This is a genomic window from Bradyrhizobium sp. USDA 241 (assembly GCF_049739505.1).
GTDB lineage: Bacteria > Pseudomonadota > Alphaproteobacteria > Rhizobiales > Xanthobacteraceae > Bradyrhizobium > Bradyrhizobium liaoningense.
The window spans coordinates 3,104,792-3,129,754 of the sequence record NZ_JBMGPZ010000005.1; the positions used below are offsets into that span (position 1 = coordinate 3,104,792).

Consider the following 24,963-nt stretch of genomic DNA (forward strand, 5'->3'; position numbering starts at 1 on the left):
CACTCAAGTGAAATTCCACATGATCAGCGGCGGACCGAAGCCGGTCGCGCCTTTCAGCCATGCGGTGGAAACCGATGGCTTCGTCTTCGTCACGGGCCAGATGCCGGACACGCCGCAGGCGCCGGGCGTGCTGCCCGAGGGCATCGTCGCGCAGACCCGCGCCGTGATGGAGAACCTGAAAGTGGTGCTCGCCGGCCTCGATCTCGGCCTCCAGCATGTCGTGATGACGCGCGTGTATCTGACCCGGTTCAAGGAGGACTATGCCGCAATGAACGAGACCTACCGCACGTTCTTCGCGCCGGATCGCCTGCCGGCCCGCACCTGCGTCGGCGTGACCGGGCTTGCCTACGACGCGCTGATCGAGATCGATCTGGTGTGCCGGCGGCCGTGATCGTCCGCAGCCCGGGTTGCGCCAACGGGACTACAAGATCTTGCGGTGCCTGTCGGGCAAGACACCCAGCCGGCAGGTCAATCCGCGCCCGCGAAAATATTCCGCTTTACCGAAATTCGGCTTTGGCGTATCGGTCTGTCACCTCATCCCGGTCAGAGGGGCGTATCGCGATCGTCACGACACGTGGGGTGAGCTGCGGTGGACGCAGGCAGCATCGGCGCGAGAGGCTTTCGCAGGGCGGGCGACCGTGAGCGGCAGGTCTTCGCGCACACGACCGGTGCGGCCTGCGTACGGCAAAACCGTGTCGTCCTGGCGCCCGGGGTCTGTGCGCCAAGTCTTGCGGTGATGTGGCGGCCCGACCGGGCGCGCGCATCAGTCATCCGCAAGGCGACGGGGGCAATAGTGCATCGCTCCCCGGGGAGAGCTCGGCATAAGCCGTCAAACCACTGCGCAGGGAAGGCCGGATGTTGGGCTTCACCTGTATGCCGCTGTGCAGCTTCTCGTAGCGCAACCTTCGCACAGTGGACCGTGGGTGCCCGGCCGGCACCCGGTCTTCTCTGCGCCCTCTGACTGACGAGGGTGTCAAGATGCAGCAAAGCTCGGGCGAGACAAGCCGCGAGGAAGCGCACGTGTGTCTGCAATAGAGATCTGCGTCGCTGGAGAGAGGCGTTGCTTCGAACTCCGTCGTTGCGAGCGTAACGCAAGCAATCCAGAACCCATCCTCGGAAGGTCCCTGAAGGAGGGCCGTTCCAGACCTTCCCCCAGGCGCGTTGCGGATGATGACGAATTCGTCCTTTGCAAGCGCAAGCGGCTTTGTTATACGCAGCCGCGCGCGAACGAACGGTTCGCCTTTTCCTCGGTAGCTCAGCGGTAGAGCATCCGACTGTTAATCGGATGGTCGCTGGTTCGAATCCAGCCCGGGGAGCCAAATTTTGCTGTCAACTCAGTAGTTTATGCCCGCATCCTCATGCGGCGCGCGATCTTCTTCGCCTGACGTTGGAGCACGGCTTCCGCAATCCAGCGTGGAATCACGCTTGAGCAGATGTGTGTGCGGGCGCGGTTGCGCCATGCGGACGGCGCCAAATCGACTCAATTCAAATCGAGCATCGACCGCCGGACATTCACGGAGCTGATCCCATGCCAGACATCCAGGCCGACCGTTCTCTCATGGCCCCCTCGATTCTGCCGGCCGACGTTCCCGAACTCAGCGACGACGAATGCATCGCCCGTCTTGCGCGCGCGGTCGAGACGCCGGATTCGGCACGGCTGGACGAGGTCGCGGCTCTGATCGGCCGCCTCGCGGTGGCGATCGAGTAGGACTGGTCGACCCTCCGATTGGGCAGTTGCGGAAGCCTTGGTCTCTCGGGGCCAACGGCCATGTTGCGTTTTGACCGAGCATGCTCCAAAGATGCCGCGAATTTCTTCCGCGGCATCGTCCGCATTGCAGGGTCCGCAAATGTCCGGTTTCTCGACCGCGCGCCAGAAAATGGTCGATGGCCAGGTGCGCACCAATGACGTCACCGATCGTCGTGTTCTCGATGCCATGCTCACGGTTCCGCGCGAGGCCTTAGTGCCCGCCGCCCGGCAGGCGCTGGCCTATCTCGATCTCGACCTCGACGTGAGCGAAGGCGGCGCCAAGCGGTTCCTGATCAAGCCGGCGCTCACCGGCAAGCTGCTTCAGGCCGCCGAAATCGGCGAGGACGACTGCGTTCTTGTCGTCGGCTGCGCCACGGGGTACCTCGCGGCGCTGACCGCCAAGCTTGCGCGGCAGGTCGTCGCGACCGAGTGCGATTCGGCCTTGGCCACGAAAGCCAAGGATGCCTTCACCGCCCTAGGGCTTGCCAATGTTACCTGCCGGGCGGCGGCGTGCCCCGAAGGGGAGCCTTCTGCCGCTCCCTATGACGTCATCGTCCTCAACGGAGCGGCCGAGGTGATGCCGGAAGCCCTGCTCGGGCAGCTGAAGGAGGGGGGGCGCCTGGTGGGGGTGTCGGCCGAATCCAGGCCGCCGCGCGCCATGATCGTGACCCGTACCCACGGTGAATTCGGCCATCGGGCCCTGTTCGATGCCGCAGCCCCGGTCCTTCCCGGGCTGGAACGGGCCGCCGCCTTCGTGTTCTGACGGGCCAAAGCCCGCCAAAATCCCGTTCCGAATCAGAAGTGTGGCAGGGATGCTGCACGTGAAGAGTTTCCGCTCAGAACCACCTTCAGGTAGTTCCGTCGCGCTTGCCCCCGTCCTATGTTGCGGCGGGGCGATGACTCCTCGTAGACGGTAAACCCAGCTCGTGGGCACGGGGTGGGCGTTAGATGAACGGAATTCAAGGGATGCATGGGGTGAAGCTCTTCACCGGAGCTGCGGTTTCGGTCCTGCTGCTGGCGCTTGCCGGGCCGACGCCTGCCTTGGCGGAGACCATGGAAGGCGCGCTTGTGCGTGCCTATCAGGACAATCCGCAACTCAACGCGCAGCGTGCCCAGGTGCGTGTGACCGACGAAAACGTGCCTCAGGCACTGTCCGGATATCGCCCGAGAGTTTCGCTGACTGCGAGCGCCGGCTATCAATATCAGGACACGCTGACCGCGCCGGGCAACGCACCAATCAACGGGACCACCGTCCCCCGCAGCGCCGCCCTTACCATTCAGCAGTCTCTGTACAACGGCAACCAAACCGCCAACCGGGTTCGGGGCGCAGAGCATCAGGTCTCCGGCGCACGCGAGGGGCTGCGCAATCTCGAGCAAAGTGTTCTGTTCTTGGCGGCGCAGACGTACATGGATTATCTGCGCGATTCGGCGACGGTCGAGGTCAACAAGAGCAACGTCCGCGTCCTCGAGCAGACGCTGAAACAGACCCGCGACCGCTTCAACGTCGGCGAAGTCACCCGCACTGACGTGGCGCAATCGGAAGCGCAGTTGGCTGCAGGGCGAACGCTGGAGCAGCAGTCCGAGGCCACGCTGACGGCGACGCGCGCGACCTATCGCCGTGTGATCGGCAACGACCCTGTCAACCTTGCGCCCGGCTCGCCGGTGGATCGTTTGCTGCCGCCGTCGCTGGCAAAAGCGGTCGAGCTCGCGCTTACTGAGAACCCGACAGTCACGGCAGCGATGTTCGGCATCGATGTCGCTTATATGAGCGTGAAGATCAATGAAGGCGCGCTGCTGCCGACGGTCACATTGCAAGCGACCGCCCAGCAGGCAAACGAACAGTCCTTGATTCAAAACAGGGCGTTCACCGCCTCCGCTGTCGCGCAAGCTTCGTGGCAGCTCTATGCGGGCGGCTCCGAATATTCCCTGATCCGGCAGTCCAAGGAATCGCTGGCCCAGCAGCGTCTCACGCTTGATCAGACTCGTGACCAGGCTCGCGCTGACACCGCATCTGCCTGGGGCCTGCTCCAGGCATCCAAAGCGCAGGTGACGTCGGCACAAGCCCAGGTGACAGCATCCGAGATCGCGCTGAACGGTGTGCGCGAGGAGGCAAAGGCCGGGCAGCGCACCACGCTCGACGTTCTCAATGCGCAGCAGGCGCTGGTCAACGCCCGCATCAATCTCGTGAACGCGCAGCATGATCGCGTTGTGAATTCCTACAGGGTCCTCAGTACCATCGGCCGTCTGTCGCCGCAGGTGCTTGGTCTGCGGACCACAACCTACGACCCCAGCGTTCACTATCATCAGGTCCGCGACAGCTGGGCCGGCGTGCGTACGCCCGACGGGCGCTGATCCTCCTAAGCGCGATGCGATCAGGATGAATCGCCATCGCGCTTCAGGTTTTTGTTCAAGCCCGATCTTTTCGGAATACCTCTCCGGATCATGCCTTAGTGATTCGGTCGACCTCGCCGACAGCCGAGGTCGACCGGTGCTTTGCTTGCAATCGTCAAAATCCCTGACATAGCCTTGCCAGAATGATGCGGGTCGATTCGGCCCCGCGTTGATGTCGTGTGCGTAATGCTTGAGTGCCGGGGGCAGGGGCGCACTGCTGCACGTTGAGCCGTGATCTGGGGACAAGTCGGGCTGCCGCGACGAAAATGAGGGGCCCCCCGTCCGGAACCGGCCAATCCTGTCGTGCTTGGTGGTAAAATGACGCATGCGAGGGCGTTGATGATGTGGAGTCGGAGATGACGCAGCCTGCAAAGGTCACAGAACCCTCGATGGAGGAGATTCTGGCCTCGATCCGGCGCATCATTGCCGACGATGAGGCAAAGCCCCCGCCGGCTGAGGCCACCAAGCCCGAGAAGGCCGCAGCGCCCGCGTCGCCGCCGAAGCCGCAGGGAATGAACGACATTCCGCCATCCAAGGTCGCGCCCGCAAAACCTGCTGCCGAGAAGCCGGCCCCGCCAGTTGCGAAGCCGGCTCCGCCGCCGCCACCCGCGCCCGCGGCGGACGCCACCAACAACCAGGACGATATCGACGCGCTGCTGGCGGGGCTCGACGCGGCCACGCCCGCGCCCGAGATCCGCGCTCCCGAGCCGGAGCCGGAGCCGGAACCAGAGCCCGACGTGCTCGAATTGACGGACGAGATGGCGGTCGATCCGACACCGCCTCCGCCGCCGCCCAGCTTCCGCAAGGTCGAGCCGCGCGACGATCTCGAATTCGCCGAATCGCCCCCGCCGCGGCCTACGCCGCCGCCGTCCTACGCGCCGGTGGACTTTGACGCCCCGCCGCTGCCGCCGCAGCAGCCGATCCTCGCGCAATCGACGGTCTCCGCGGTCGAATCCGCCTTCAATTCACTGGCCCATACGGTGCTCAGCAGCAATGCACGGACGCTGGAGGATTTGGTCAAGGAGATGCTGCGGCCGATGCTGAAGTCCTGGCTCGACGACAACCTTCCGGGTCTCGTTGAACGTATCGTGAAGGCCGAAATCGAGCGAGTCTCGCGCGGCGGCCGCTGAGAAGGGCCGTGCGGCCCCGATATAGCCCCGCTCGTACGCCATATTGGGCTCGTCGACCGGGCCGGAAAGCCCGTGCGCTGACCTTTTCGTTGACTTGGCCCCCTCGCGCGGCTTTCTAGCAGCCCCATGATCGAGAAAAATTACCAGCCCGCCGATATTGAAACTCGCATGTCCGTGGTGTGGGAGGACAGCCTTGCGTTCAAGGCTGGCCGGCCCGACCGTCGTGATGCCGTGCCCTTCACCATCGTGATCCCGCCGCCGAACGTGACGGGCTCGCTGCACATGGGCCACGCCCTCAACAACACGCTGCAGGACATCCTTTGCCGGTTCGAGCGCATGCGCGGCCGCGACGTGCTGTGGCAGCCCGGTACCGACCATGCCGGCATCGCCACCCAGATGGTGGTCGAGCGGCAGCTGCTGGAGCGTCAGCAGCCCGGCCGCCGCGAGATGGGGCGCGAGAAGTTTCTCGAGCGGGTCTGGCAATGGAAGGCCGAGAGCGGCGACACCATCATCAACCAGCTCAAGCGGCTCGGCGCCTCCTGCGACTGGTCGCGCGAGCGCTTCACCATGGACGAGGGCCTGTCGAAGGCCGTCGTCAAGGTGTTCGTCGAGCTGCACCGCGAGGGGCTGATCTACAAGGACAAGCGGCTGGTGAACTGGGACACCAAGCTGCTCACCGCGATCTCCGATCTCGAAGTGCAGCAGACCGAAGTCAAGGGCCACCTTTGGTATCTGCGCTATCCGATCGAGGGCAAGAATTTCAGCCCCGAGGATCCCTCGAGCTTCATCGTGGTTGCCACCACGCGCCCCGAGACCATGCTCGGCGATACCGGCGTTGCCGTCCATCCGGAGGACGAGCGCTATCAGAAGCTGATCGGCAAGAACGTCATCCTGCCGCTGGTCGGCCGCAAGATTGCGATCGTTGCCGACGAGTACTCCGATCCGGACAAGGGCTCGGGCGCGGTGAAGGTAACGCCGGCGCACGACTTCAACGATTTCGAAGTCGGCAATCGCCACGGCCTGCGCCGAATCAGCGTGCTCGACAGGGAAGGGTGTCTCGACCTCCTCGACAACGAGGACTATCTGCGTGACCTGCCCGAAGGCGCCACGCAATTCGCCGAGGAGTTCCACAAGGTCGACCGCTTCGCGGCACGCAAGCGCATCGTCGAGCGGCTCGAATCGTTCGGCTTCGTCGAGCGGATCGAGCCGCACACCCACATGGTGCCGCACGGCGACCGCTCGAACAGCGTGATCGAGCCCTACCTGACCGACCAGTGGTATGTCGACGCCAAGACGCTGGCGAGGCCCGCGATCGCCGCGGTGCGCTCCGGCGAAACCACTTTCGTGCCGAAGAACTGGGAAAAGACCTATTTCGACTGGATGGAGAACATCCAGCCTTGGTGCATCTCGCGTCAGCTCTGGTGGGGTCACCAGATCCCGGCCTGGTACGGACCTGATGGCAAGGTGTTCGTGGCCGAGACCGAGGAGGAGGCCGTCAGCCACGCGCTCGGCTACTACGTCGAGCAGGAAGTCATCACGCCGGAGCAGGGGCGCGAGATGGCGCTCGACCGCAACAAGCGCGAAGGCTTCATCACCCGCGACGAGGACGTGCTCGACACCTGGTTCTCCTCGGCGCTGTGGCCGTTCTCGACGCTCGGCTGGCCGGATGACACGCCCGAGGTGCAGCGTTACTACCCGACCAATGCGCTGGTGACCGGCTTCGACATCATCTTCTTCTGGGTCGCCCGCATGATGATGATGGGCCTGCACTTCATGAAGGAGGTGCCGTTCTCGACCATCTACATCCACGCCCTCGTCCGCGACGAGAAGGGCGCCAAGATGTCGAAGTCGAAGGGCAACGTCATCGACCCCCTGAACCTGATCGACGAATACGGCGCCGACGCGCTGCGCTTCACGCTGGCGGCGATGGCGGCGCAGGGTCGCGACATCAAGCTCGCCACCAGCCGCGTCGAGGGCTATCGCAATTTCGCGACGAAGCTCTGGAACGCGTGTCGCTTCGCCGAGATGAACCACTGCGCTGTTCCTGAAGGCTTCGAGCCGGCGAACGCGAAGGAGACACTGAACCGCTGGATCGCGCATGAGACCGCGCACACCACGCGCGAGGTGACCGAGGCGATCGAAGCCTATCGCTTCAATGACGCTGCGGGCAGCATCTATCGCTTCGTCTGGAACGTCTATTGCGACTGGTATGTCGAACTTGCAAAGCCCGTGCTGCTCGGTCCGGACAGTCCCGCCAAGGACGAGACCCGCGCCATGGTCGCCTGGGCGCGCGATGAGATCCTGAAGCTGCTGCACCCCTTCATGCCCTTCATCACCGAGGAGCTGTGGGAGGTGACAGCCAAGCGCGAGGGCCTGCTGGCATTGGCGCCGTGGCCGCTGAAGCAGGTCGAACCGACGCCGGAGCAGCTCGCGATGCTCGCGGCGACGACGGGGCCGACTGATGCGCTCGTTTCGCCGGCCTGGGTGCTGCCGATCTTCGACCATGCCGACTTCACCGATCCCGCGGCCGAGGCCGAGATTGGCTGGGTGATCGACCTCGTCACGCAGATCCGCTCCGTGCGCGCCGAGATGAACATCCCGCCGGCGACGCTGACGGCGCTGGTGCTCGCCGGCGCCTCGGCCGAGACCCGGGAACGCGTGCCGCGCTGGACCGATGTCATCAAGCGCATGGCCCGGCTGTCCGACATCGCCTTCGCCGATCGCGCGCCTGATGGGGCGGTCCAGTTGCTGGTGCGTGGCGAGGTGGCTGCGTTGCCGCTGAAGGGCGTGATCGACGTTGCTGCCGAGCGCACGCGGCTCGACAAGGAGATCGGCAAGGCCGACGCCGACATCAAGCGCGCCGAGTCCAAGCTGGCGAACGAAAAGTTCGTCGCCAACGCGGCCGAGGAGGTCGTCGAGGAGGAGCGCGAAAAGCGCGAGGCCGCGCTGGCCCGCAAGGCCAAGCTGCTCGAGGCGCTGGAGCGGCTGAAGCAGGCGTCGTGATCCCATCGTCATTCCCGGAAGAGCTATGGCGGAATCTGGGTGATGACGGTGTGAGGAAGGCGGCGTATCGAGGCGGGTGACGAGCCTGCCAGAACCTCTCGAGGAGAGCGATACGCCATGACCGAGACTACCAATGTTCTTGCTTTCCGTCAGCCGTCCGCGGTTGATGATCCACTGACCGATATCGTTCGTGCCGGCGCGCGGGACCTGCTTGCCAGGGCGATCGAGATCGAGGTTGGCGCGTTTCTGGCCAGCACGGCCAATCTGACGCTGCCCGACGGTCGAGCGCGCCTGGTCCGACATGGGCACGGTCCGGTGCGCGAGATTGCGACCGGCATCGGTCCGGTGGAGGTCGCTCGTCCCAAGGTCCGCGACCGCGGAGCGAGCGGGCCAGGCGACCGCCTCCGCTTCAGTTCGGCAATCCTGCCGCTATGGGCGCGGCGGACGAAGAGCCTGGATGCCTTGATCCCGGTCCTCTATTTGCGCGGCATCTCGACCGGCGACTTCCAGGAGGCGCTCTCGGCGCTGCTCGGCAAGGATGCGCCGAACCTGTCGCCTTCGGTGATCGCCGGCCTGAAGGCCGATTGGCAGGTCGAGTACGAACGCTGGCAGAGACGCGATCTGTCGGCGCGTCGCTATGTCTACATCTGGGCCGATGGCGTGTACCTGCAGGCCCGCATGGAAGATCACAGCGAATGCATGCTGGTGCTGATTGGCACCACGCCGGAAGGCAAGAAGGAGCTGATCGGCTTCCAGGTCGGCGTGCGCGAGAGCGCGCAGAGCTGGCGCGAACTCCTGATCGACCTGCGGCAACGCGGGTTACGGATTGCCCCGCAACTCGCCATCGGCGACGGCGCCCTCGGCTTCTGGAAGGCACTGGACGAGGCCTTTCCCGGCACGCGGCACCAACGATGCTGGTGCCATAAAGTGAGCAACGTACTCGACAAGGTCGCCAAATCCGTGCAGGGCCCCATGAAGAACGACCTGCGGAACATCTATCTGGCCCCACACCGGGCCGAAGCTGAAACCGCGATCGACGTCTTCGTCGAGAAATACCACGTCAAATACGGACGTGCGGTGGAGTGCCTGATCAAGGATCGCCATGCGCTGCTCGCCTTCTTCGACTTCCCTGCTGAGCACTGGATCCACCTACGCAGCTCGAACCCGATCGAGAGCGTCTTCGCCACGGTGCGCCACCGAACGGTGCGGACCAAGGGATCGCTGTCGCAACAAACTGCGAAGCTGATGGTGTTCAAGCTCATCGACGCCGCATCGAAGACCTGGCGGCGATTGAAGAGCACGAACCAGTTGCCGAAAGTCATCGCCGGTGTAAAGTTCATCGACGGAATCGAAGTCATTCCGAACACTGAAAGCCACGCCGCCTGATCAGGCCGCGTCACCCAAAATCAGCCATAGCTCCATTCCGGGTCTGGTCCTTCGGACCATCCCGGAATGACGGTTATTTCGGAAACGGCTTGCTGAGGAACTTCGAGCCGCTGATGCCGTAGCGCCAGGGCAACTCGATAGCCTTGGTGATGCCGATCCGGATGCCCGTTGCGACCTCCACATCCTCCGTCCGCGCATGCAGTGCGATTGGCGGGCGGTCCAGCGGCAGCGCGTTGTGCGCGATGGTGATTCCGAGCGCTTCGGTCAGCTTGCCCGGGCCTGAGCACAGCGCATGCGCATCCTGGAGGTGCCGGCGCCGGCGCATCGCAGCCAAGCCGTGCGTCGGCTCCAGCGCGCGGATCAGCACGGCGCTGGCCGAGCCTTCCGCCTCGCACACGAAGTTCACGCACCAGTGGATGCCGTAGGAGCGATAGACATAGGCGAAGCCGGGCGGGCCGAACATCACTTGGTTCCGTGGCGTCGGCCCGCGATAGGAGTGCGCCGCCGGGTCGGTATGATGATAGGCCTCGACCTCGACGATAATCCCGCCGACACCGTTGACCAGCATGGTCGCGCCGATCAGGTCGGGGGCGACCTCGTGGACGCTGCGGCCGAAAAAGGTCCGCTTCAACTGCTTGCCGAGCCGCGGTATGGATGCCTTCGAGATTGGAGCCATTCGAGGTGAGAATCGCCTGAGAACAGAGCAGGATATTGCCCATATCTGCCATGTTCCCTGAAGCGGCGCGAGCCGGGTTGCGGCAGGCAGCCAGACCGATTAGGTAGGACCTGAATAGGCCGGACACCCCATGGTCGTTATTGTCGATACCATCTCGAACCCGCTGCGCCCGCGCCACCCCGAAAAGGTGAACCGGCCTGATTCCGTTTCGCCGCCCAAGCCGGACTGGATCCGCGTGCGCGCGCCGAATACCCGCGGCTATGCCGACACCCGCAACATCGTGCGGGCGAACGGCCTGCACACGGTATGCGAGGAGGCGGGCTGCCCGAATATCGGCGAGTGCTGGGACAAGAAGCACGCAACCTTCATGATCATGGGTGACACCTGCACCCGCGCCTGCGCCTTCTGCAACGTCAAGACCGGCCTGCCGAATGCGCTGGATGCGGCCGAACCGCAGAACGTCGCCGAGGCGGTCGCCAAGCTCGGCCTCGCCCATGTCGTCATCACCTCCGTCGACCGCGACGACCTCGCCGACGGCGGCGCGCAACATTTCGCAGAGACGATCGGCGCGATCCGGGCCGCGTGCCCCACGACCACGATCGAGATCCTGACGCCGGACTTCCTGCGCAAGGAGGGGGCCCTCGAGGTCGTGGTCGCGGCGAAGCCGGACGTGTTCAACCACAATCTCGAGACGGTGCCGTCGCGCTATCTCACGGTGCGGCCCGGCGCGCGCTACTTCCACTCGATCCGGCTGTTGCAACGGGTCAAGGAGCTCGATCCCACCATCTTCACCAAGTCCGGCATCATGGTGGGCCTCGGCGAGGAGCGCCACGAGGTGCTCCAGGTGATGGACGATCTGCGTTCGGCCGAGGTCGACTTCCTGACCATCGGCCAGTACCTGCAGCCGACCCGCAAGCACCATGCCGTGATGCGGTACGTGCCGCCGGACGAGTTTTCGTCTTACGAGAAGGTCGCCTACACCAAGGGCTTCCTGATGGTGTCGGCGAGCCCGCTGACCCGCTCGTCGCATCATGCCGGCGAGGACTTTGCGCGACTGAAGGCCGCGCGGGCAGCTAACTCCCACTGAACGGATATGCCCCGTTTTTCCAGCAAGCGCCGTGTCAATCACAGCGCATCCGAGATGTTCGATCTGGTCGCCGACGTCGAGCGCTATCCGGAATTCGTGCCGCTGTGCAGCGCGCTGAAGGTTCGTCAGCGCATGGCAAAGCCCGACGGCACCGAGGTGCTGGTTGCCGACATGACGGTATCGTTCAAGCTGGTCAAGGAGTCCTTCACCAGCCGGGTGACGCTCGACCGCGCCAATCTGAAGATCCTGGTCGAGTATCTGCAAGGTCCTTTCAGCAACCTCGAAAACCGCTGGACGTTCGAGCCCAAGGGCGAGGGCGTCTGCGACGTCGGATTCTTTCTCGCCTATGAATTCAGGAGCCGCATGCTGGCGATGCTGATGGGCTCGATGTTCGATGCCGCGTTCGCGCGGTTCTCCACCGCTTTCGAGAAGCGGGCGGACGCGATCTACGGCCGGCCGAAGCTGGCGTCGTCCTGATCAATCCACCGCCTTCACCACATCCGGCGGCTGCGAGGCGTAGTATGCCGCGGCCTGATCGATCTCCTGCGGCGTCATCGCGCGCGCGATGTTGCGCATCTGCTGGCTGATGTCGTTGCGCCGTTCACCGGAGGCGAAGGCCTGGAGCTGCGCCTTCATGTAGGCCTCGGACTGCCCCTCCAGCCACGGGCTGCCGATCTTGTTGTCGAGGCTGCCATGGCAGGAACCGCAGGGCGCGATTCCGCGCATCGGCGCGCCATAGATGACGATGTTGGGTCTCGGCAGCTGCGGCGTCGGGTGGTAGGCCGGCAGCCGCGGCAGATAGGCGTAGTACATCGAGAGGTCGGCAATCTCCTGGTCGGTCAGGTTGACCGCAAATGGCGACATCACGGCATTGGTGCGCGCGCCGGAGCGGAAGTCGTGCAGCTCCTTGTAGATCACCGCCGCATACTGACCCGCGAGGTTCGGCGAGTCCGCGCGGCTGATGCCGGTCGGGCCGTGGCAGATGGCGCAGCGTTGCGCCAGCGTGGCGCCGCGGCCGATGGCCTCCTGGTTCGGGCGCGCCAGCGTGGAGGAGGTGAGCACGACCTCGGACAGGCGCTTGGTCTGCTCCGGCGCCACCACGGTCGCCGCCCGCTGCGGCAGTCCGGCGGCGCTGCAGATCGCATCCCAGACATTGGCGAACTGGACCCAGGGCTGGGCGAAAGGCAGCACGATGAAGCCGCCGATCGCAGTCACGATCAGGATCGCGGCGGTGACGCCGACGGCTGCCGTGAAATGCCTGTTGCGGAAGGTGAAGAGGTCGCGCGCGATCATCACTGCGCTCCCACATAGACGGCCGGCACCGAGGTGCCCTCGTTCAGCGCCAGCGTCAGGATCGGGTAGCCGTAATTGGTGAGGGTGAGCGCGATCATCAGCCCCACCCACAGCGCGTGCGTGTTGAGCGCGACCGGCACGGTCGCCGGCTGGTGCACGGCCAGCGCAAAGCGATACGGGCCGGCGTCAGTCTGTGGTGCGCGCATGCCGCGCGCCAGGATGACGAGGAAGAGGATGCCCGATGCCAGCAGGATGAAGCCGCCGATCGCCGAAAGGGTGACGGAGAGCGCCTGCGGCGCGATCCCGGGATCGCCGAAGTCGAAATAGGCCATGCGGCGCGGCATGCCCAAAATGCCGACCCAGTGCCACGGGAAAGTGGTGATCATCATGCCGACGAACCACAGCCAGAGCTGGGTGCGGATCAGCCGGAGATCAATCAGCTCGCGGCCGGTCAGATGCGGCCACAGATCATAGGCGATCGCGAAATACATGATGACGATGGCGCCGCCGAAGATCAGGTGGAAATGTCCGGTGATCCACTGCGTGTTGTGGATGGACGCATCGAGCTGATAGCTCATGTTGATGAGGCCGCCGGCGCCGCCGAAACCGAGCATGACGAAGGAGAAGGCGAGCGCGAGCATCATCGGATTGTCCCAGGGCAGGGCCCTGATCCAGCCGAACAGGCCGCGCCCGCCGCGCAGGCGCGCGGCGATCTCGACGGAGGCGCAGATCGTGAACACTGTCAGCAATGTCGGCAACGTCACCAGTGCCGTGAAGGCCGAATGGATGAACTTGAAGCCGGCACCGACTTGCGGATCGGCAAAGGTGTGGTGCATGCCGATCGGCATCGCCACCACCAGGAACAGGATGAAGGAGATCCGCGCCATGGTGTCGGAATAGACGCGGCCGCCGATCGCGCGCGGCACGATGGTGTAATAAGCGATGTAGGTCGGCATCAGCCAGAAATAGACGATGGCGTGCAGCGTCCAGGAGAAGAACACGCGGGCGAGCCCGGCATCGATTGTGGTCTTCAGCCCTGCCGCGACGGGAATGATCTGCAGCAGCAGCTCGAGCGCGGCACCGACCGCGGTCCAGGCCCACAAATACGAGCCGGCGACATTGGCGAACATCGCCAGCGGCACCGGCGCGCCGGGATGGGCCTTGCGCCAGGCGCGCAGGTTGATCGACATCAGCGCGACCCAGATCCAGGAGCCGACCACCACCAGCACGACGCCGAGATAGTAGAAGACGTTGCCGATCAGCGGCGGATAGAAGGTGTAGAGCACCGAGGCGCGGCCCAGCGCGATCGGGATCACCGCCATGGTGCTGCCGGCAACGATCAGCCAGAATCCGGCCCAGGCCCAGCGCACGCCGACAAGACGCTGCTCCAGCGCGGACTCGCTGATGGCGTAGCCAAAACCAATCGCGACCAGGGTCGGGAAGACGTAGCCCATCACTGTGCCGTGCGCGGTCAGCGAGCGGTAATAGAGCTCGGGATTGGAGAGCCAGGTGCCGATCGGGCTGCGGATGAACATCTGCCAGGCGCCGAGCGTGAGCGCTATGCCGAACACGGCAAAGGCCAGCCAGAAATGGGCGAGGATGAGCTTCCTATTGACCAACACAGCTCGGCCTCCCGCCACCCTTCGCACGATCGGCGAATTCGGTCTTGTCGATCACCTTGACCTTGCCCCACATGCCCTCGTGGCCGAAACTGCAAAATTCCTGGCAGGGCATCAGATAGTCGCCGGTCCTCGCAAAGCGCAAGGGCTGCTCGGAAATGTAACCCGGCACGAGCATCGTGTTGACGTTGGTGCCCTGGATCAGGATGCCGTGCACGACATCGGCGCTGGTGGCGCGGAGCGTGATCGGCGTGTCCGCGGGCGCCAGGATGCAGGCCGGTGTGAAGGAATATTGCTGGCCGATCGCACGCACGGTCACACTGCCGTTGGTTTCCAGCATGCTACCGAGATTGCTTTCGACGAATTCGCCGGAGAGATGCAGCCGCGACGGATCGGTGGTCTCGACGCGCGGCTGCGGCATGGTCGCGCGATGGATGCCGGCAAATGCGGCGAGCATCGCCATGCCGACGATGATGATCACGGAAATGGTCGCCCAGCGCCGCTCGACGCGGGCCGCGACCTCGGCGCTGTCGTGATGGGATTCCTCTGCGCTCATTGCAGCGAGCCACGTGGCAGGAAGACGAACAGATAGAACGCGAGCCACATCGCGACCACACAGGCCGTGGCGATGCCCGCGAGCACGATCGCGCCGGACGGGCCTTGCGCGACGACCTCTTCGACCGCCTGGTCGGCGGCGGCTGGACTGGTCGGCGGATCGGAATTGATCATGGCGGATCTCTGGCGTCTCTCAGTTCAGCGGTGCGGAGCGCAGCTCGTTGGCCTCGCGCGCCGAGACCGGCGTGCCGCGATTGCCCCAGGCAGTGCGGATGTAGGAAACGACGGCGGCGATCTCGTTGTCGGACAGAAGCCCTGCGAACGGCGGCATGCCGTAAGGCATCGGATTGCCCTTGGTGCCCGGCGGATAGCCGCCATTGAGCACCATGCGGATCGGATTGACTGCCGATTGCATCTCGATCGACTGGTTGTTGGCGAGCGGCGGCCAGTGCGGCGGCTTGCCTTCGCCCTGCGTGCCGTGACAGCTGGCGCAGTGCTTGTCGTAAACGGTCTTGCCGAGGCTGACCAGCAGGCTGCTCTCGCTGGTCGGCAACGTCGAGCTTGCCGGCGGTGGAGGCGAGGGCTCCGCAATGTTCTTGAGGTACACCGCCATCGCCCTGGTGTCTTCGTCGTTCAGATATTGCAGGCTGTTGTGCACGACCTCGGCCATCGGGCCGTAGACGACGCCGCGCATGGAAACGCCGGTCTGCAGCAGGTCCGTGATGTCCTTGATGCTCCAGTCACCGAGCCCCGCCTCGCGATTTGACGTGAGCGACGGCGCGTACCAGTTCTGCATCGGGATCAGGCCGCCCTTGAAGGCTTCCGATTGCGGGGTGCCGCCGAGCGCGTTGATGGGCGAATGGCACATGCCGCAATGGCCGAGGCCCTCGACAAGGTAGGCGCCGCGATTCCATTCCGCGGATTTGGTCGGGTCAGGTTTGAATTCGCCCTCTGAGAAGTACAACGTGCGCCAGCCGAGAATCAGCTGGCGGTTGGAATAGGGGAAGCGGAGGTCGTGCTCACGATTTCGCTGGCTCACGGGCGGGATCGACCTCAGATAGGCGAAGATCGCGTCAGTATCGGCTCTGGTGACCTTGGTGTAGGATGCGAACGGCATAGCCGGATACATCAATCCGCCGTCCGGAAAGCGGCCAGAGTGCATCGCCTTGTAGAAGTCTTCGGCAGTCCATTTGCCGATCCCGGTGTCGCGATCCGGCGTGATGTTGGAGGAATACAGGGTGCCGAAAGGCGTCGGCATGGCGCGTCCGCCGGCGAAGGTGTGCCCCTCGGGCGCCGTGTGGCAGGCAATGCAGTCGCCGGCCCGCGCCAGATATTCGCCGCGCGCGACGAGGCTGTCGCCATCATGGCCGGACTTCGGCTGCGCCTCGGCGGAGGGACCGGCGAGGAGCAACAGCGATACGGCAAGGATTCGTGAACACGACCGCAATTCCGTCTCCTCAATCCGGTTCACTGCCGCAGGCGAACGGCAGCACGTACGTGCCCTTCGGCGCGGGCGCGATGTTCACCGGCGCTGGGCGGCTCGCGAGCCATGCCGCGACCGCCGTCACGTCTTCCTCGGTGAGCCGGGCGGCAACCTGCTGCATGCAGTCGGGCGCTTTCGCGGTGCGCGTGCCATAACGCCACGCGCCCAACTGCGCGCTGATATAGTTCGGGCGCAGTCCAAGCAGGCCCGGAATTCCCGGCTCCATTCCTGTCAAGGTCGGGCCATGGCAGCTTCCGCAGGCCGGAATCTGGCGCTGCGGATCGCCGCGCGACACCAGGGACTGGCCGTGCTGCAGCACCTCCTTGCTTGCATCGCTTGCCGTGACCGGCGGCAGAGGCGGATGTTGATCCGCAAAATAGTCCGCCATCTGCTCCAGGTATGGATCGGGGAGGAATTCGAGCAAATAGTTCATCGGCGGATATTTTCGCCGGCCATTCTTGAAGGCAAGAAGCTGGTTGTAGAGATAGCCGGCCGGCTTGCCGGCAAGCCGCGGGAAATAGACGTCGCTGGTGCCTTCGCCTTGATTGCCATGACAGGGCGTGCAGGCTTCGACCCGCGCCGCCATCGTGTCCGGTGGCTGGTTGGCCGTTTGTGCGGCCGCACCATCAAAAGCGGCCAAGTTGGCAATGGCGATGGCCAGAGCAATGGTGCGAGCGAACACTCTCGTCACCCTCCAAAGAACAGGACCGGTTGATTCCGGATCACAAAGTAGCGGAGCATTATTGCGCCAATATGCTCCCGCGCAAGGTCGGGCCCGCGCGATGCCGTTTGGTCGCGGCCTTCGCATGTGCGCTCCCGATCAAATTCGACAAAACTTACGTGCTTTTTGAAAATCTGACACAACCCTGCGCTCTCGCGGCTGTCTCGCCCGAGCTTTGCTGCATCTTGACACCCTCGTCAGTCAGAGGGCGCAGGGAAGACCGGGTGCCGGCCGGGCACCCACGGTCCACTGTGCGAAGGTTGCGCTACAAGAGGCTGCACAGCGGCATACAGGTGAAGCCAAACATCCGGCCTTCCCTGCGCAGTGGTTTGACGGCTTATGCCGAGCTCTCCCCGGGGAGCGATGCACTATTGCCCCCGTCGCCTTGCGGATGACTGATGCGCGCGCCCGGTCGGGCCGCCACATCACCGCAAGACTAGGCGCACAGACCCCGGGCGCCAGGACGACACGGTTTTGCCGTACGCAGATCGCATCGGTCGTGTGCGCGAAGACCTGTCGCTCACGGTCGCCCGCCCTGCGAAAGCCTCTCGCGCCGATGCTGCCTGCGTCCACCGCAGCTCACCCCGCGTGTCGTGACGATCGCGATACGCCCCTCTGACCGGGATGAGGTGACGGACGGATACGCCAAAGCCGAATTTCGGTAAAGCGGAATATTTTCGCGGGCGCGGATTGACCTGCCGGCTGGGTGTCTTGCCCGACAGGCAGCACAAGGGCTGGTAGGGATGGGCTGCCACGCGCAAGCCTCTGGCGCACGATCAAGCAGTCATACTTCGTGCGGGCCACGGTGACCCGAGCGGTCCGTGCCAAACGTAGAGCAGCGGCGGAACACCCCTTGTCTGCGAGCGGTACACCTGTAAGGGATGTATTTACTAGGGTATTCAACTAGAATATGAGTCGGGCGCGGGGGCTTGCGGAGCTGGACGGGAACAGATGGCGCGCTGGAAGCAATCGTGGAGCGAGGAAGACCTCAACCGACTCAGGGAGCTTGCAGGCACCAAGCCGATTACGACCATCGCGAGAGAGCTCGGACGGACCACGGGGACGGTGCTCGCGAAGGCGATCGAGCAAAAACTCCCCGTCATCTGTCGTGTCGAGCGAACGGCGCAATAACGGGATTCGCGATGAACCTGGAATTCCGGCCGGTCAGTACCCGGGTTTCACGTCGCTCCCACCTATGCGATCCCGCGTCAGGCGCTTGACGATTGGCTAGCCCCGAAGGGGATCATTTTCCGCGACAGCGAGTTCTCAACCGATTGCCTTGGTTGGAGCCGCCATGACCGTCAATTTCGACACGCTGAAAGCCTCGCTCGTTCTCTATGGGCTGAACGCGATCTATGCGATCCTGCTGCTCGCGGTCGGCTGGTATCTGTCCGGCGCGATGCAGCGTTTCGTCACGCGCGTCCTGAGCGTCACGCATCGCGTCGATCCGCTGGTGACGTTGTTCGTGGGTAGCCTTGCGCGCTATGGCGTGCTCGCGGTGGTCGGCATCGCCGTGCTGCAGCTCTTCGGCATCCAGACCGCGAGCCTCGTCGCCGTGCTGGGCGCCACATCTCTCGCCATTGGCCTGGCGCTACAGGGCACGCTCTCCAATCTCGCTGCCGGAGTGATGCTGCTGTTGTTCCGGCCCTTTCGCATCGGCGATGACGTCGAGGTCGCCGGCAAGGCGGGCAAGGTGAGGTCGCTGTCGCTGTTCATGACCGAGCTCGTCGCGGCCGACAACACGCAGATCCTGCTGCCGAACGGACAGGTGTGGGGTGCAGCGATCGTCAACCACAGCGCCTATCCCGGCACGGGCGAGGTCAAGGTGGCGTTTCCGGTTCCGGCCGGCGCCGCTTCGGCGCTGGCCGATCGCATCCTGACGGAGCTGCGCAATGACTCCCGCATGGACGATCAGGCTGCGCCTGCCGTCAACATCTCCAGAGTGGTCGATGTCGCCAATCCGGCGTCGCCGATCGTGGAGTTGACGGTCAGCGCGAAGGCCAGGCCGTCACAGGCGGACGCGGTCAGGCAGTGCGTGCTCGACCATGCCAGCGCGCTGCTCGCGGCGTAGGCGTTTCGGCGGCGCAGGTCTTTCAGCCTCGCGGCGAACGTGGCGGCCGGCGCTTCACCGCATGCCGGCGCGGCGAGCGGGTCACGCGCGGGCGCAGGCGGCTGGCGGCGGTTCGCTGCGGCTTGGCCGCGACTTGCGGGCCGCGGGCGAGGTCCATCAGCATGCGCAGCGCCTCGACCACGGAGCGGGCGCGCACGGCGCTGCGGCCGATCGCGCCAAAACGCTGCTCCCGATGGATGATGCGGCCGTCGCGCGCGGCGGCGGCGAAGTGCACGAGACCGACCGGCTTGCCGGGCGTGGCGCCGCCGGGGCCGGCAATGCCGGTGATGGCGACGGCGAGATCGACATCGGCACGCTCCAGCGCGCCGATCGCCATTGCGGTTGCGGTCTCCTTGCTGACCGCACCGAAATTCGTCAGCGTGCTCGCCTCGACCCCCAACATCGCGCGCTTGGCGTCATTGGAGTAGGTGACGAAACCGCGGTCGATCACGTCGGAAGAACCGGGGATGTCGGTCAGCGCGCCAGCGACGAGGCCGCCGGTGCAGGATTCCGCGGTCGCGATCGTCAGCTTGCGCATCCGGCATAGATCGAGCAGCGAGCGGGAGAGGGCGCGTGCGTCGCTGCCGCCCATGGCCTAGACGCTCCAGGTCTTTTCGCTAAACGGCAGGCGGATGGTGGCGCTCGCGGTGGCCGCGATGCCCTCCTCACGCCCGGTGAAGCCGAGGCGCTCGCTGGTCGTTGCCTTCACCGCGACGCGGGAGATATCGACGCCGGAGATCTCGGCGATGCGCGCGCGCATGGTGTCGCGCAAGGGGCCGATCTTCGGCCGCTCGCAGATCAGCGTCACCTCGAGATTGGCAACGCGGCCGCCGCGCTGGGCGACGCGCTCGATGGCGTATTTCAGGAACTGGTCGGAGGAGGCGCCCTTCCATTTTGCATCGCTCGGCGGGAAGTGCGAGCCGATGTCGCCATCGGCGAGCGCGCCGAGGATGGCGTCGACCAGCGCATGCAGGCCGACATCGCCGTCGGAATGGGCGAGAAAGCCCTTGGTGTGCGGCACGCGCACGCCGCAGATCATGACATGGTCGCCTTCGCCGAAGGCGTGCACGTCGTAGCCGGTGCCGGTCCTTATGTCGCCGAGCAGGGCAGCCAGGCGCGCTTCCTCGCGCACGAAATCCTCGGGAGTGGTGAGCTTCATATTGGCAACATCGCCCTCAAAGGTTGCGACCGTCAATCCCGCCCATTCGGCAATCGCGGCATCGTCGGTGAAATCAGAGCGCCCGTCCTTCGCCGCGCGACGATGCACCTCGAGGATGACGTCGAAACGAAAGGATTGCGGCGTCTGCGCGATTCTGAGGCGCGCCCGGTCCGGCGTATCCTCGACATTGCCGCCCTCGCCGGTGAGCTTGATGGTGTCGGTGACGGGAACGACCGGGATCGCAGCGCCAGTGCGGCCCGCCGCTTCGATCGCGCGCGAGATCACGCCTGCCGAGACGAAGGGGCGGGCGGCGTCGTGGATCAGGACGATGTCCGGCTTGTGCCTCGCCAGCGCTTCGAGGCCGGCGAGCACCGAAGCCTGACGGGTGGCGCCGCCATTGGTCGGCGGCTCGTGCCTCAGCCCTGCGACCGCTGCGGTGAACATGGCGCTGTCGTCGGGGTTCACCACCGGCTGCACCGCTGATACCTCCGGGTGGCGGCTGAATGCCTCCATGGCGCGATAGATCACCGGCACGCCGCCGATCTCGCGGTATTGCTTCGGCCCGCCGGCGCCTGCACGCAGTCCACGCCCGGCTGCGACGAGAACGACTGCGGTGCGCTGTGATTTCGCCATAGGACTCAATTACTCAGTTGCTCATCAAGGAGTCGGGGAGGGGATTGTCGGCATGCCTCTAGCACGGCAGGCCCGCAAAAAAAGGGGGTTTCCCCGGATTGTGGGAAACAGCATTTTGCTGCACTGCACTTGAAAGATTTGCAGAACTGTCTAAACTGTAGGCATGACGCTTGACTGCACAAGAATTGTGCGCAAGATAAGTCATGGCAGGCGCGATGAGGCCCTGCCCAGTCAACGAGACCCCTGTGACCGGCTCGGCAGTATCCGGCTCTAAGCCGTTGAAAATAGGCGATATTGACATCGCCACCCCGGTCTTCCTGGCGCCGATGTCGGGTGTGACTGACTCGCCCGTCCGCCGGCTCGCCGCCGAGCTTGGAGCGGGTCTCGTCGTGTCCGAAATGACCGCGAGCGATGAACTCGCCAATGGCCACCGGATGTCCCGGTTGCGCTGCGAAGCCACCGGCATCGGCCCGCATGTGGTCCAGCTCGCCGGCTGCGAGACGCACTGGATGGCCGAAGGCGCCCGGATCGCCGAAGCCGAAGGCGCCGATATCATCGACATCAACATGGGCTGTCCGGCCCGCCACGTCACCGGCGGCCAGTCCGGCTCGGCCTTGATGCGCGACCTCGACCATGCCCTGAGCCTGATCGATGCGACGATCGCTGCGGTGAAGGTGCCGGTGACGCTGAAGATGCGGCTCGGCTGGGATGACCGCACGCGCAACGCGCCGGAGCTGGCGCGGCGCGCGGAAGCCGCAGGCGTCAAGCTCGTCACCGTCCATGGTCGCACCCGCTGCCAGTTCTACAAGGGCGATGCCGATTGGGGCGCGATCCGCGCCGTGCGCGAGGCCATCTCGATCCCGCTCGTCGTCAATGGCGACATCACGTCCTACGAGAAGGCGCTCGCAGCATTGGAGGCCTCAGGCGCCGATGCCGTGATGATCGGCCGCGGCGCGCAGGGCCAGCCCTGGCTGCCCGGTCAGATCGGCCGCCGCCTGCAGGGCGGGGCCAAGGAAGCGATGCCCTCGCTCGAGACGCAGCTGCATTATGTCCGCACGCTCTATGATGGCGTCTGCGCGCTCTATGGCCTGCGCATCGGACTGAGGCATGCCCGCAAGCATCTGAGCTGGGCACTCGACGTCGCAGCGCAGGCGAGTCGTGCGCCGGCGGAGAAGCTGAAATCCTGGCGCCAAAAGATCCTGGTCTCGGAGGATCCGCGCCTCGTTCACAATTCACTGCAAGACGCCTTCGACGACTTCGCATGGAGCGCTGCTGCATGAGCTCAGCCGCTGAACATCGTCGGCCGCTTCAGTCCGACAGCGACGCAATCCTGGACGCCTTGCCCAACCCCGTGCTCATGATCGGGCCGGATGGCAAGATCGTCGCCGCCAATATCGCGACCGAAGCCTTCTTCGAGATCTCGACGCAGTTCCTGAAGCGGCAGTCGTTGAAGGAGCTGGTGCCGTTCGGCAGCCCCTTGCTGGCGCTGATCGACCAGGTGCGCTCGTCGAATTCGCCGGTCAACGAATACAAGGTCGATCTCGGCACGCCGCGCATGGGCGGCGACCGCCAGGTCGATCTGCACGTTGCCCCTCTCACGGAGCGGCCTGGCCACATCGTGGTGATGCTCCAGGAGCGCAGCATTGCCGACAAGATGGACCGCCAGCTCACCCATCGCAGCGCCGCGCGCTCGGTGATCGCGCTCGCCGCGATGCTGGCGCACGAGATCAAGAATCCGCTGTCCGGCATCCGCGGCGCCGCGCAGCTCCTGGAACAGCAGGCCTCGTCCGAGGACCGCATGCTGACGCGGCTGATCTGCGACGAGGCCGACCGCATCGTGACGCTGGTCGACCGCATGGAGGTGTTCGGCGACGAGCGCCCCGTGGTGCGGGGCCCCGTCAACATCCATTCGGTGCTCGACCATGTGAAACGGCTGGCGCAGTCGGGCTTTGCCCGCAACATCCGCTTCGTCGAGGACTACGATCCCTCGCTGCCGCCGGTGCTGGCGAATCAGGATCAGCTGATTCAGGTGTTCCTCAACCTCGTGAAGAACGCCGCCGAAGCCCTGATCGACGTGCCGGACGCCGAGATCCAGCTCACCACCGCGTTTCGCCCTGGCGTGCGCCTGTCAGTCCCCGGTCAAAAATCCAGGGTATCCCTGCCGCTGGAATTCTGCGTGAAGGACAACGGACCGGGCGTGCCGGACGATCTGCTGCCCAACCTGTTCGACCCGTTCGTGACCACCAAGCAGACCGGCTCGGGTCTCGGCCTGGCGCTGGTCGCCAAGATCGTCGGCGATCACGGGGGCATCATCGAATGCGAATCTCAGCCGCGCAAGACCACCTTCCGCGTGCTGATGCCGATGTATTCCACATCGGTGAAACATGCCGATCAAAGCAGTCGCGCCGACTCTGCCGGGAAGTCGTCGCCTGCGTCACAGGGGGCAAAATGAGGATCAACGATGCCCGCAGGTAGCATTCTCGTAGCCGATGACGATACCGCCATCCGCACCGTTCTCAATCAGGCACTGTCCCGCGCCGGTTACGAAGTGCGGCTGACCGGCAATGCCGCAACGCTGTGGCGCTGGGTCAGCCAGGGCGAGGGCGACCTCGTCATCACCGACGTGGTGATGCCGGACGAAAACGCCTTCGACCTGCTGCCGCGGATCAAGAAGATGCGGCCGAATCTGCCCGTCATCGTCATGAGCGCGCAGAACACGTTCATGACGGCGATCCGCGCTTCCGAGCGCGGGGCCTACGAATATCTGCCCAAGCCCTTCGACCTCAAGGAGCTGATCGCCATCGTCGGTCGTGCGCTCGCCGAGCCGAAGGAGCGGACCTCGACGCCGGACGAAGACGCCGAGATGGAGGCGATCCCGCTGGTCGGCCGCTCGCCGGCGATGCAGGAAATCTACCGCGTGCTGGCGCGCCTGATGCAGACCGACCTCACCGTGATGATCACGGGCGAGTCCGGCACCGGCAAGGAACTGGTGGCGCGGGCGCTGCACGATTACGGCAAGCGCCGCAACGGCCCGTTCGTCGCGGTCAACATGGCGGCGATTCCGCGCGATCTCATCGAGTCCGAATTGTTCGGGCACGAGCGCGGGGCCTTCACCGGCGCGAATACCCGCGCCTCCGGCCGGTTCGAGCAGGCCGAGGGCGGCACGCTGTTCCTGGATGAGATCGGCGACATGCCGATGGAGGCGCAGACCCGCCTGCTGCGCGTGCTGCAGCAGGGCGAATACACGACGGTCGGCGGCCGCACCCCGATCAAGACCGACGTGCGCATCGTCGCGGCCTCCAACAAGGATTTGCGTGTCCTGATCCAGCAGGGCCTGTTCCGGGAAGATTTGTTCTTCCGCCTCAATGTCGTACCGTTGCGGCTGCCGCCCTTGCGCGAGCGCATCGAGGATCTGCCGGATCTGGTGCGGCACTTCTTCGCGCTGGCCGAGAAGGACGGGCTGCCGCCGAAGAAGCTCGACACGCTGGCGCTGGAGCGGCTGAAGCAGCACCGCTGGCCCGGCAACGTGCGCGAGCTGGAAAATCTCGCCCGGCGCCTTGCCGCGCTCTATCCGCAGGACGTGATCACGGCCTCCGTCATCGACGGCGAGCTTGCGCCGCCCTCAGTCAGTCCGGGCGCCGCGGTCCAGCAGGGTGTCGACAATCTCGGCGGCGCGGTCGAGGCGTATCTGTCCTCGCACTTCCAGGGCTTTCCGAACGGCGTGCCGCCGCCCGGCCTCTATCACCGCATCCTCAAGGAGATCGAGGTGCCGCTGCTCACGGCCGCGCTGGCCGCCACCCGTGGCAACCAGATCCGTGCCGCCGACCTGCTCGGCCTCAACCGCAACACGCTGCGCAAGAAGATCCGGGATCTCGACATCCAGGTCTATCGGAGCGGGGGCTAGTCTCTCGAAGCGGACGGTGGCTCAGCTCCCCCCTACCAAGGTGGAGCTGAGCCTGTCCGGATCGCG

Annotated in this window: 23 protein-coding genes and 1 tRNA gene; 15 read left to right on the forward strand and 9 right to left on the reverse strand. The window is 65.0% G+C overall.

All coding sequences use genetic code 11. The annotated features are described in order from the left end of the window. The first annotated feature begins 7 nt into the window (after nt 1-7). The 8 genes from ABIF91_RS36960 (at nt 8) to ABIF91_RS36995 (ending at nt 9,657) form a co-directional block, all read left to right on the forward strand. Nucleotides 8-391: a RidA family protein gene (locus ABIF91_RS36960; RefSeq protein WP_028176400.1), complete on the forward strand. Its 384-nt coding sequence runs from the start codon at nt 8-10 to the stop codon at nt 389-391. Nucleotides 392-1,244: 853 nt separating this feature from the next. Continuing rightward, a tRNA-Asn gene (locus ABIF91_RS36965) sits at nt 1,245-1,319 on the forward strand. 209 nt (nt 1,320-1,528) lie between these two features. Next, entirely contained in the window at nt 1,529-1,708 is a 180-nt protein-coding gene (locus tag ABIF91_RS36970; RefSeq protein WP_028176399.1) for a hypothetical protein, read from the forward strand. A 139-nt stretch (nt 1,709-1,847) separates the two neighbouring features. Next, nucleotides 1,848-2,510: a protein-L-isoaspartate O-methyltransferase family protein gene (locus ABIF91_RS36975; RefSeq protein WP_028176398.1), complete on the forward strand. Its 663-nt coding sequence runs from the start codon at nt 1,848-1,850 to the stop codon at nt 2,508-2,510. Nucleotides 2,511-2,713: 203 nt separating this feature from the next. Then, the gene (locus ABIF91_RS36980; protein ID WP_028176397.1) at nt 2,714-4,099 is read left to right on the forward strand and encodes a TolC family outer membrane protein; all 1,386 of its coding nucleotides are present in this window, start codon (nt 2,714-2,716) and stop codon (nt 4,097-4,099) included. 395 nt (nt 4,100-4,494) lie between these two features. Beyond that, nucleotides 4,495-5,268, forward strand: a complete 774-nt coding sequence (locus ABIF91_RS36985; protein WP_028176396.1) for a PopZ family protein — start codon at nt 4,495-4,497, stop codon at nt 5,266-5,268. A gap of 126 nt (nt 5,269-5,394) precedes the next feature. Next, nucleotides 5,395-8,271: a valine--tRNA ligase gene (locus tag ABIF91_RS36990; RefSeq protein WP_028176395.1), complete on the forward strand. Its 2,877-nt coding sequence runs from the start codon at nt 5,395-5,397 to the stop codon at nt 8,269-8,271. Between the two features lie 117 nt (nt 8,272-8,388). Continuing rightward, nucleotides 8,389-9,657, forward strand: a complete 1,269-nt coding sequence (locus ABIF91_RS36995) for an IS256 family transposase (protein ID WP_038952271.1) — start codon at nt 8,389-8,391, stop codon at nt 9,655-9,657. A 73-nt stretch (nt 9,658-9,730) separates the two neighbouring features. Here ABIF91_RS36995 and ABIF91_RS37000 read toward each other — a convergent pair whose 3' ends face one another. Then, nucleotides 9,731-10,333 carry a DNA-3-methyladenine glycosylase gene (locus tag ABIF91_RS37000; protein WP_028179532.1) on the reverse strand — a complete coding sequence of 201 codons (603 nt, stop codon included), beginning with the start codon at nt 10,331-10,333 and terminating at the stop codon, nt 9,731-9,733. A 130-nt stretch (nt 10,334-10,463) separates the two neighbouring features. On the opposite strand from ABIF91_RS37000, the gene lipA reads away from it, so the two are divergent. Then, nucleotides 10,464-11,420 carry a lipoyl synthase gene (lipA, locus tag ABIF91_RS37005; RefSeq protein ID WP_028179533.1) on the forward strand — a complete coding sequence of 319 codons (957 nt, stop codon included), beginning with the start codon at nt 10,464-10,466 and terminating at the stop codon, nt 11,418-11,420. A gap of 6 nt (nt 11,421-11,426) precedes the next feature. After that, nucleotides 11,427-11,897: a type II toxin-antitoxin system RatA family toxin gene (locus ABIF91_RS37010; RefSeq protein WP_028179534.1), complete on the forward strand. Its 471-nt coding sequence runs from the start codon at nt 11,427-11,429 to the stop codon at nt 11,895-11,897. Here ABIF91_RS37010 and ABIF91_RS37015 read toward each other — a convergent pair whose 3' ends face one another. Genes ABIF91_RS37015 through ABIF91_RS37040 form a run of 6 tightly spaced genes read right to left on the reverse strand, consistent with a single transcriptional unit; the run spans nt 11,898 to nt 17,052 of the window. After that, on the reverse strand, nt 11,898-12,713 hold the full coding sequence (locus ABIF91_RS37015; RefSeq protein WP_028179535.1) for a c-type cytochrome: 816 nt from the start codon (nt 12,711-12,713) through the stop codon (nt 11,898-11,900). Beyond that, nucleotides 12,713-14,335 (reverse strand): b(o/a)3-type cytochrome-c oxidase subunit 1, encoded by a 1,623-nt coding sequence (locus tag ABIF91_RS37020; RefSeq protein WP_028179536.1) that lies wholly within the window; start codon nt 14,333-14,335, stop codon nt 12,713-12,715. Before ABIF91_RS37020 ends, ABIF91_RS37015 begins: the two co-directional genes overlap by 1 nt. Beyond that, nucleotides 14,322-14,888, reverse strand: coding sequence for a cytochrome c oxidase subunit II (locus ABIF91_RS37025; protein ID WP_028179537.1), 567 nt, complete (start codon nt 14,886-14,888; stop codon nt 14,322-14,324). The genes ABIF91_RS37020 and ABIF91_RS37025 overlap by 14 nt, the downstream gene beginning before the upstream one ends. Next, complete coding sequence (locus ABIF91_RS37030; protein WP_027542758.1) at nt 14,885-15,061, reverse strand: hypothetical protein; 177 nt, start codon at nt 15,059-15,061, stop codon at nt 14,885-14,887. Before ABIF91_RS37030 ends, ABIF91_RS37025 begins: the two co-directional genes overlap by 4 nt. 19 nt (nt 15,062-15,080) lie before the next feature. Beyond that, the gene (locus ABIF91_RS37035) at nt 15,081-16,334 is read right to left on the reverse strand and encodes a cytochrome c (protein WP_028179538.1); all 1,254 of its coding nucleotides are present in this window, start codon (nt 16,332-16,334) and stop codon (nt 15,081-15,083) included. A gap of 10 nt (nt 16,335-16,344) precedes the next feature. Next, the gene (locus ABIF91_RS37040) at nt 16,345-17,052 is read right to left on the reverse strand and encodes a c-type cytochrome (RefSeq protein ID WP_028179539.1); all 708 of its coding nucleotides are present in this window, start codon (nt 17,050-17,052) and stop codon (nt 16,345-16,347) included. A gap of 990 nt (nt 17,053-18,042) precedes the next feature. On the opposite strand from ABIF91_RS37040, the gene ABIF91_RS37045 reads away from it, so the two are divergent. Continuing rightward, nucleotides 18,043-18,222, forward strand: a complete 180-nt coding sequence (locus tag ABIF91_RS37045) for a hypothetical protein (protein ID WP_028179540.1) — start codon at nt 18,043-18,045, stop codon at nt 18,220-18,222. A gap of 163 nt (nt 18,223-18,385) precedes the next feature. Continuing rightward, the gene (locus tag ABIF91_RS37050; RefSeq protein WP_028179541.1) at nt 18,386-19,162 is read left to right on the forward strand and encodes a mechanosensitive ion channel family protein; all 777 of its coding nucleotides are present in this window, start codon (nt 18,386-18,388) and stop codon (nt 19,160-19,162) included. 22 nt (nt 19,163-19,184) lie between these two features. On the opposite strand, the gene ABIF91_RS37055 is transcribed toward ABIF91_RS37050, so the two are convergent. Next, nucleotides 19,185-19,793 (reverse strand): CinA family protein, encoded by a 609-nt coding sequence (locus ABIF91_RS37055; protein WP_028179542.1) that lies wholly within the window; start codon nt 19,791-19,793, stop codon nt 19,185-19,187. A 3-nt stretch (nt 19,794-19,796) separates the two neighbouring features. Continuing rightward, nucleotides 19,797-20,993 carry a bifunctional 2-C-methyl-D-erythritol 4-phosphate cytidylyltransferase/2-C-methyl-D-erythritol 2,4-cyclodiphosphate synthase gene (locus ABIF91_RS37060; protein WP_035675662.1) on the reverse strand — a complete coding sequence of 399 codons (1,197 nt, stop codon included), beginning with the start codon at nt 20,991-20,993 and terminating at the stop codon, nt 19,797-19,799. Between the two features lie 278 nt (nt 20,994-21,271). Between ABIF91_RS37060 and dusB the strand changes: the two genes are divergently transcribed. The 3 genes from dusB to ntrC are packed head-to-tail and all read left to right on the forward strand — an operon-like array spanning nt 21,272 to nt 24,897. Beyond that, entirely contained in the window at nt 21,272-22,273 is a 1,002-nt protein-coding gene (gene dusB / locus ABIF91_RS37065) for a tRNA dihydrouridine synthase DusB (RefSeq protein WP_085966438.1), read from the forward strand. Beyond that, nucleotides 22,270-23,445 carry a two-component system sensor histidine kinase NtrB gene (locus tag ABIF91_RS37070; RefSeq protein WP_028179545.1) on the forward strand — a complete coding sequence of 392 codons (1,176 nt, stop codon included), beginning with the start codon at nt 22,270-22,272 and terminating at the stop codon, nt 23,443-23,445. Before dusB ends, ABIF91_RS37070 begins: the two co-directional genes overlap by 4 nt. A gap of 9 nt (nt 23,446-23,454) precedes the next feature. Beyond that, nucleotides 23,455-24,897, forward strand: coding sequence for a nitrogen regulation protein NR(I) (gene ntrC / locus ABIF91_RS37075; RefSeq protein ID WP_011087260.1), 1,443 nt, complete (start codon nt 23,455-23,457; stop codon nt 24,895-24,897). Nucleotides 24,898-24,963: the final 66 nt, after the last annotated feature.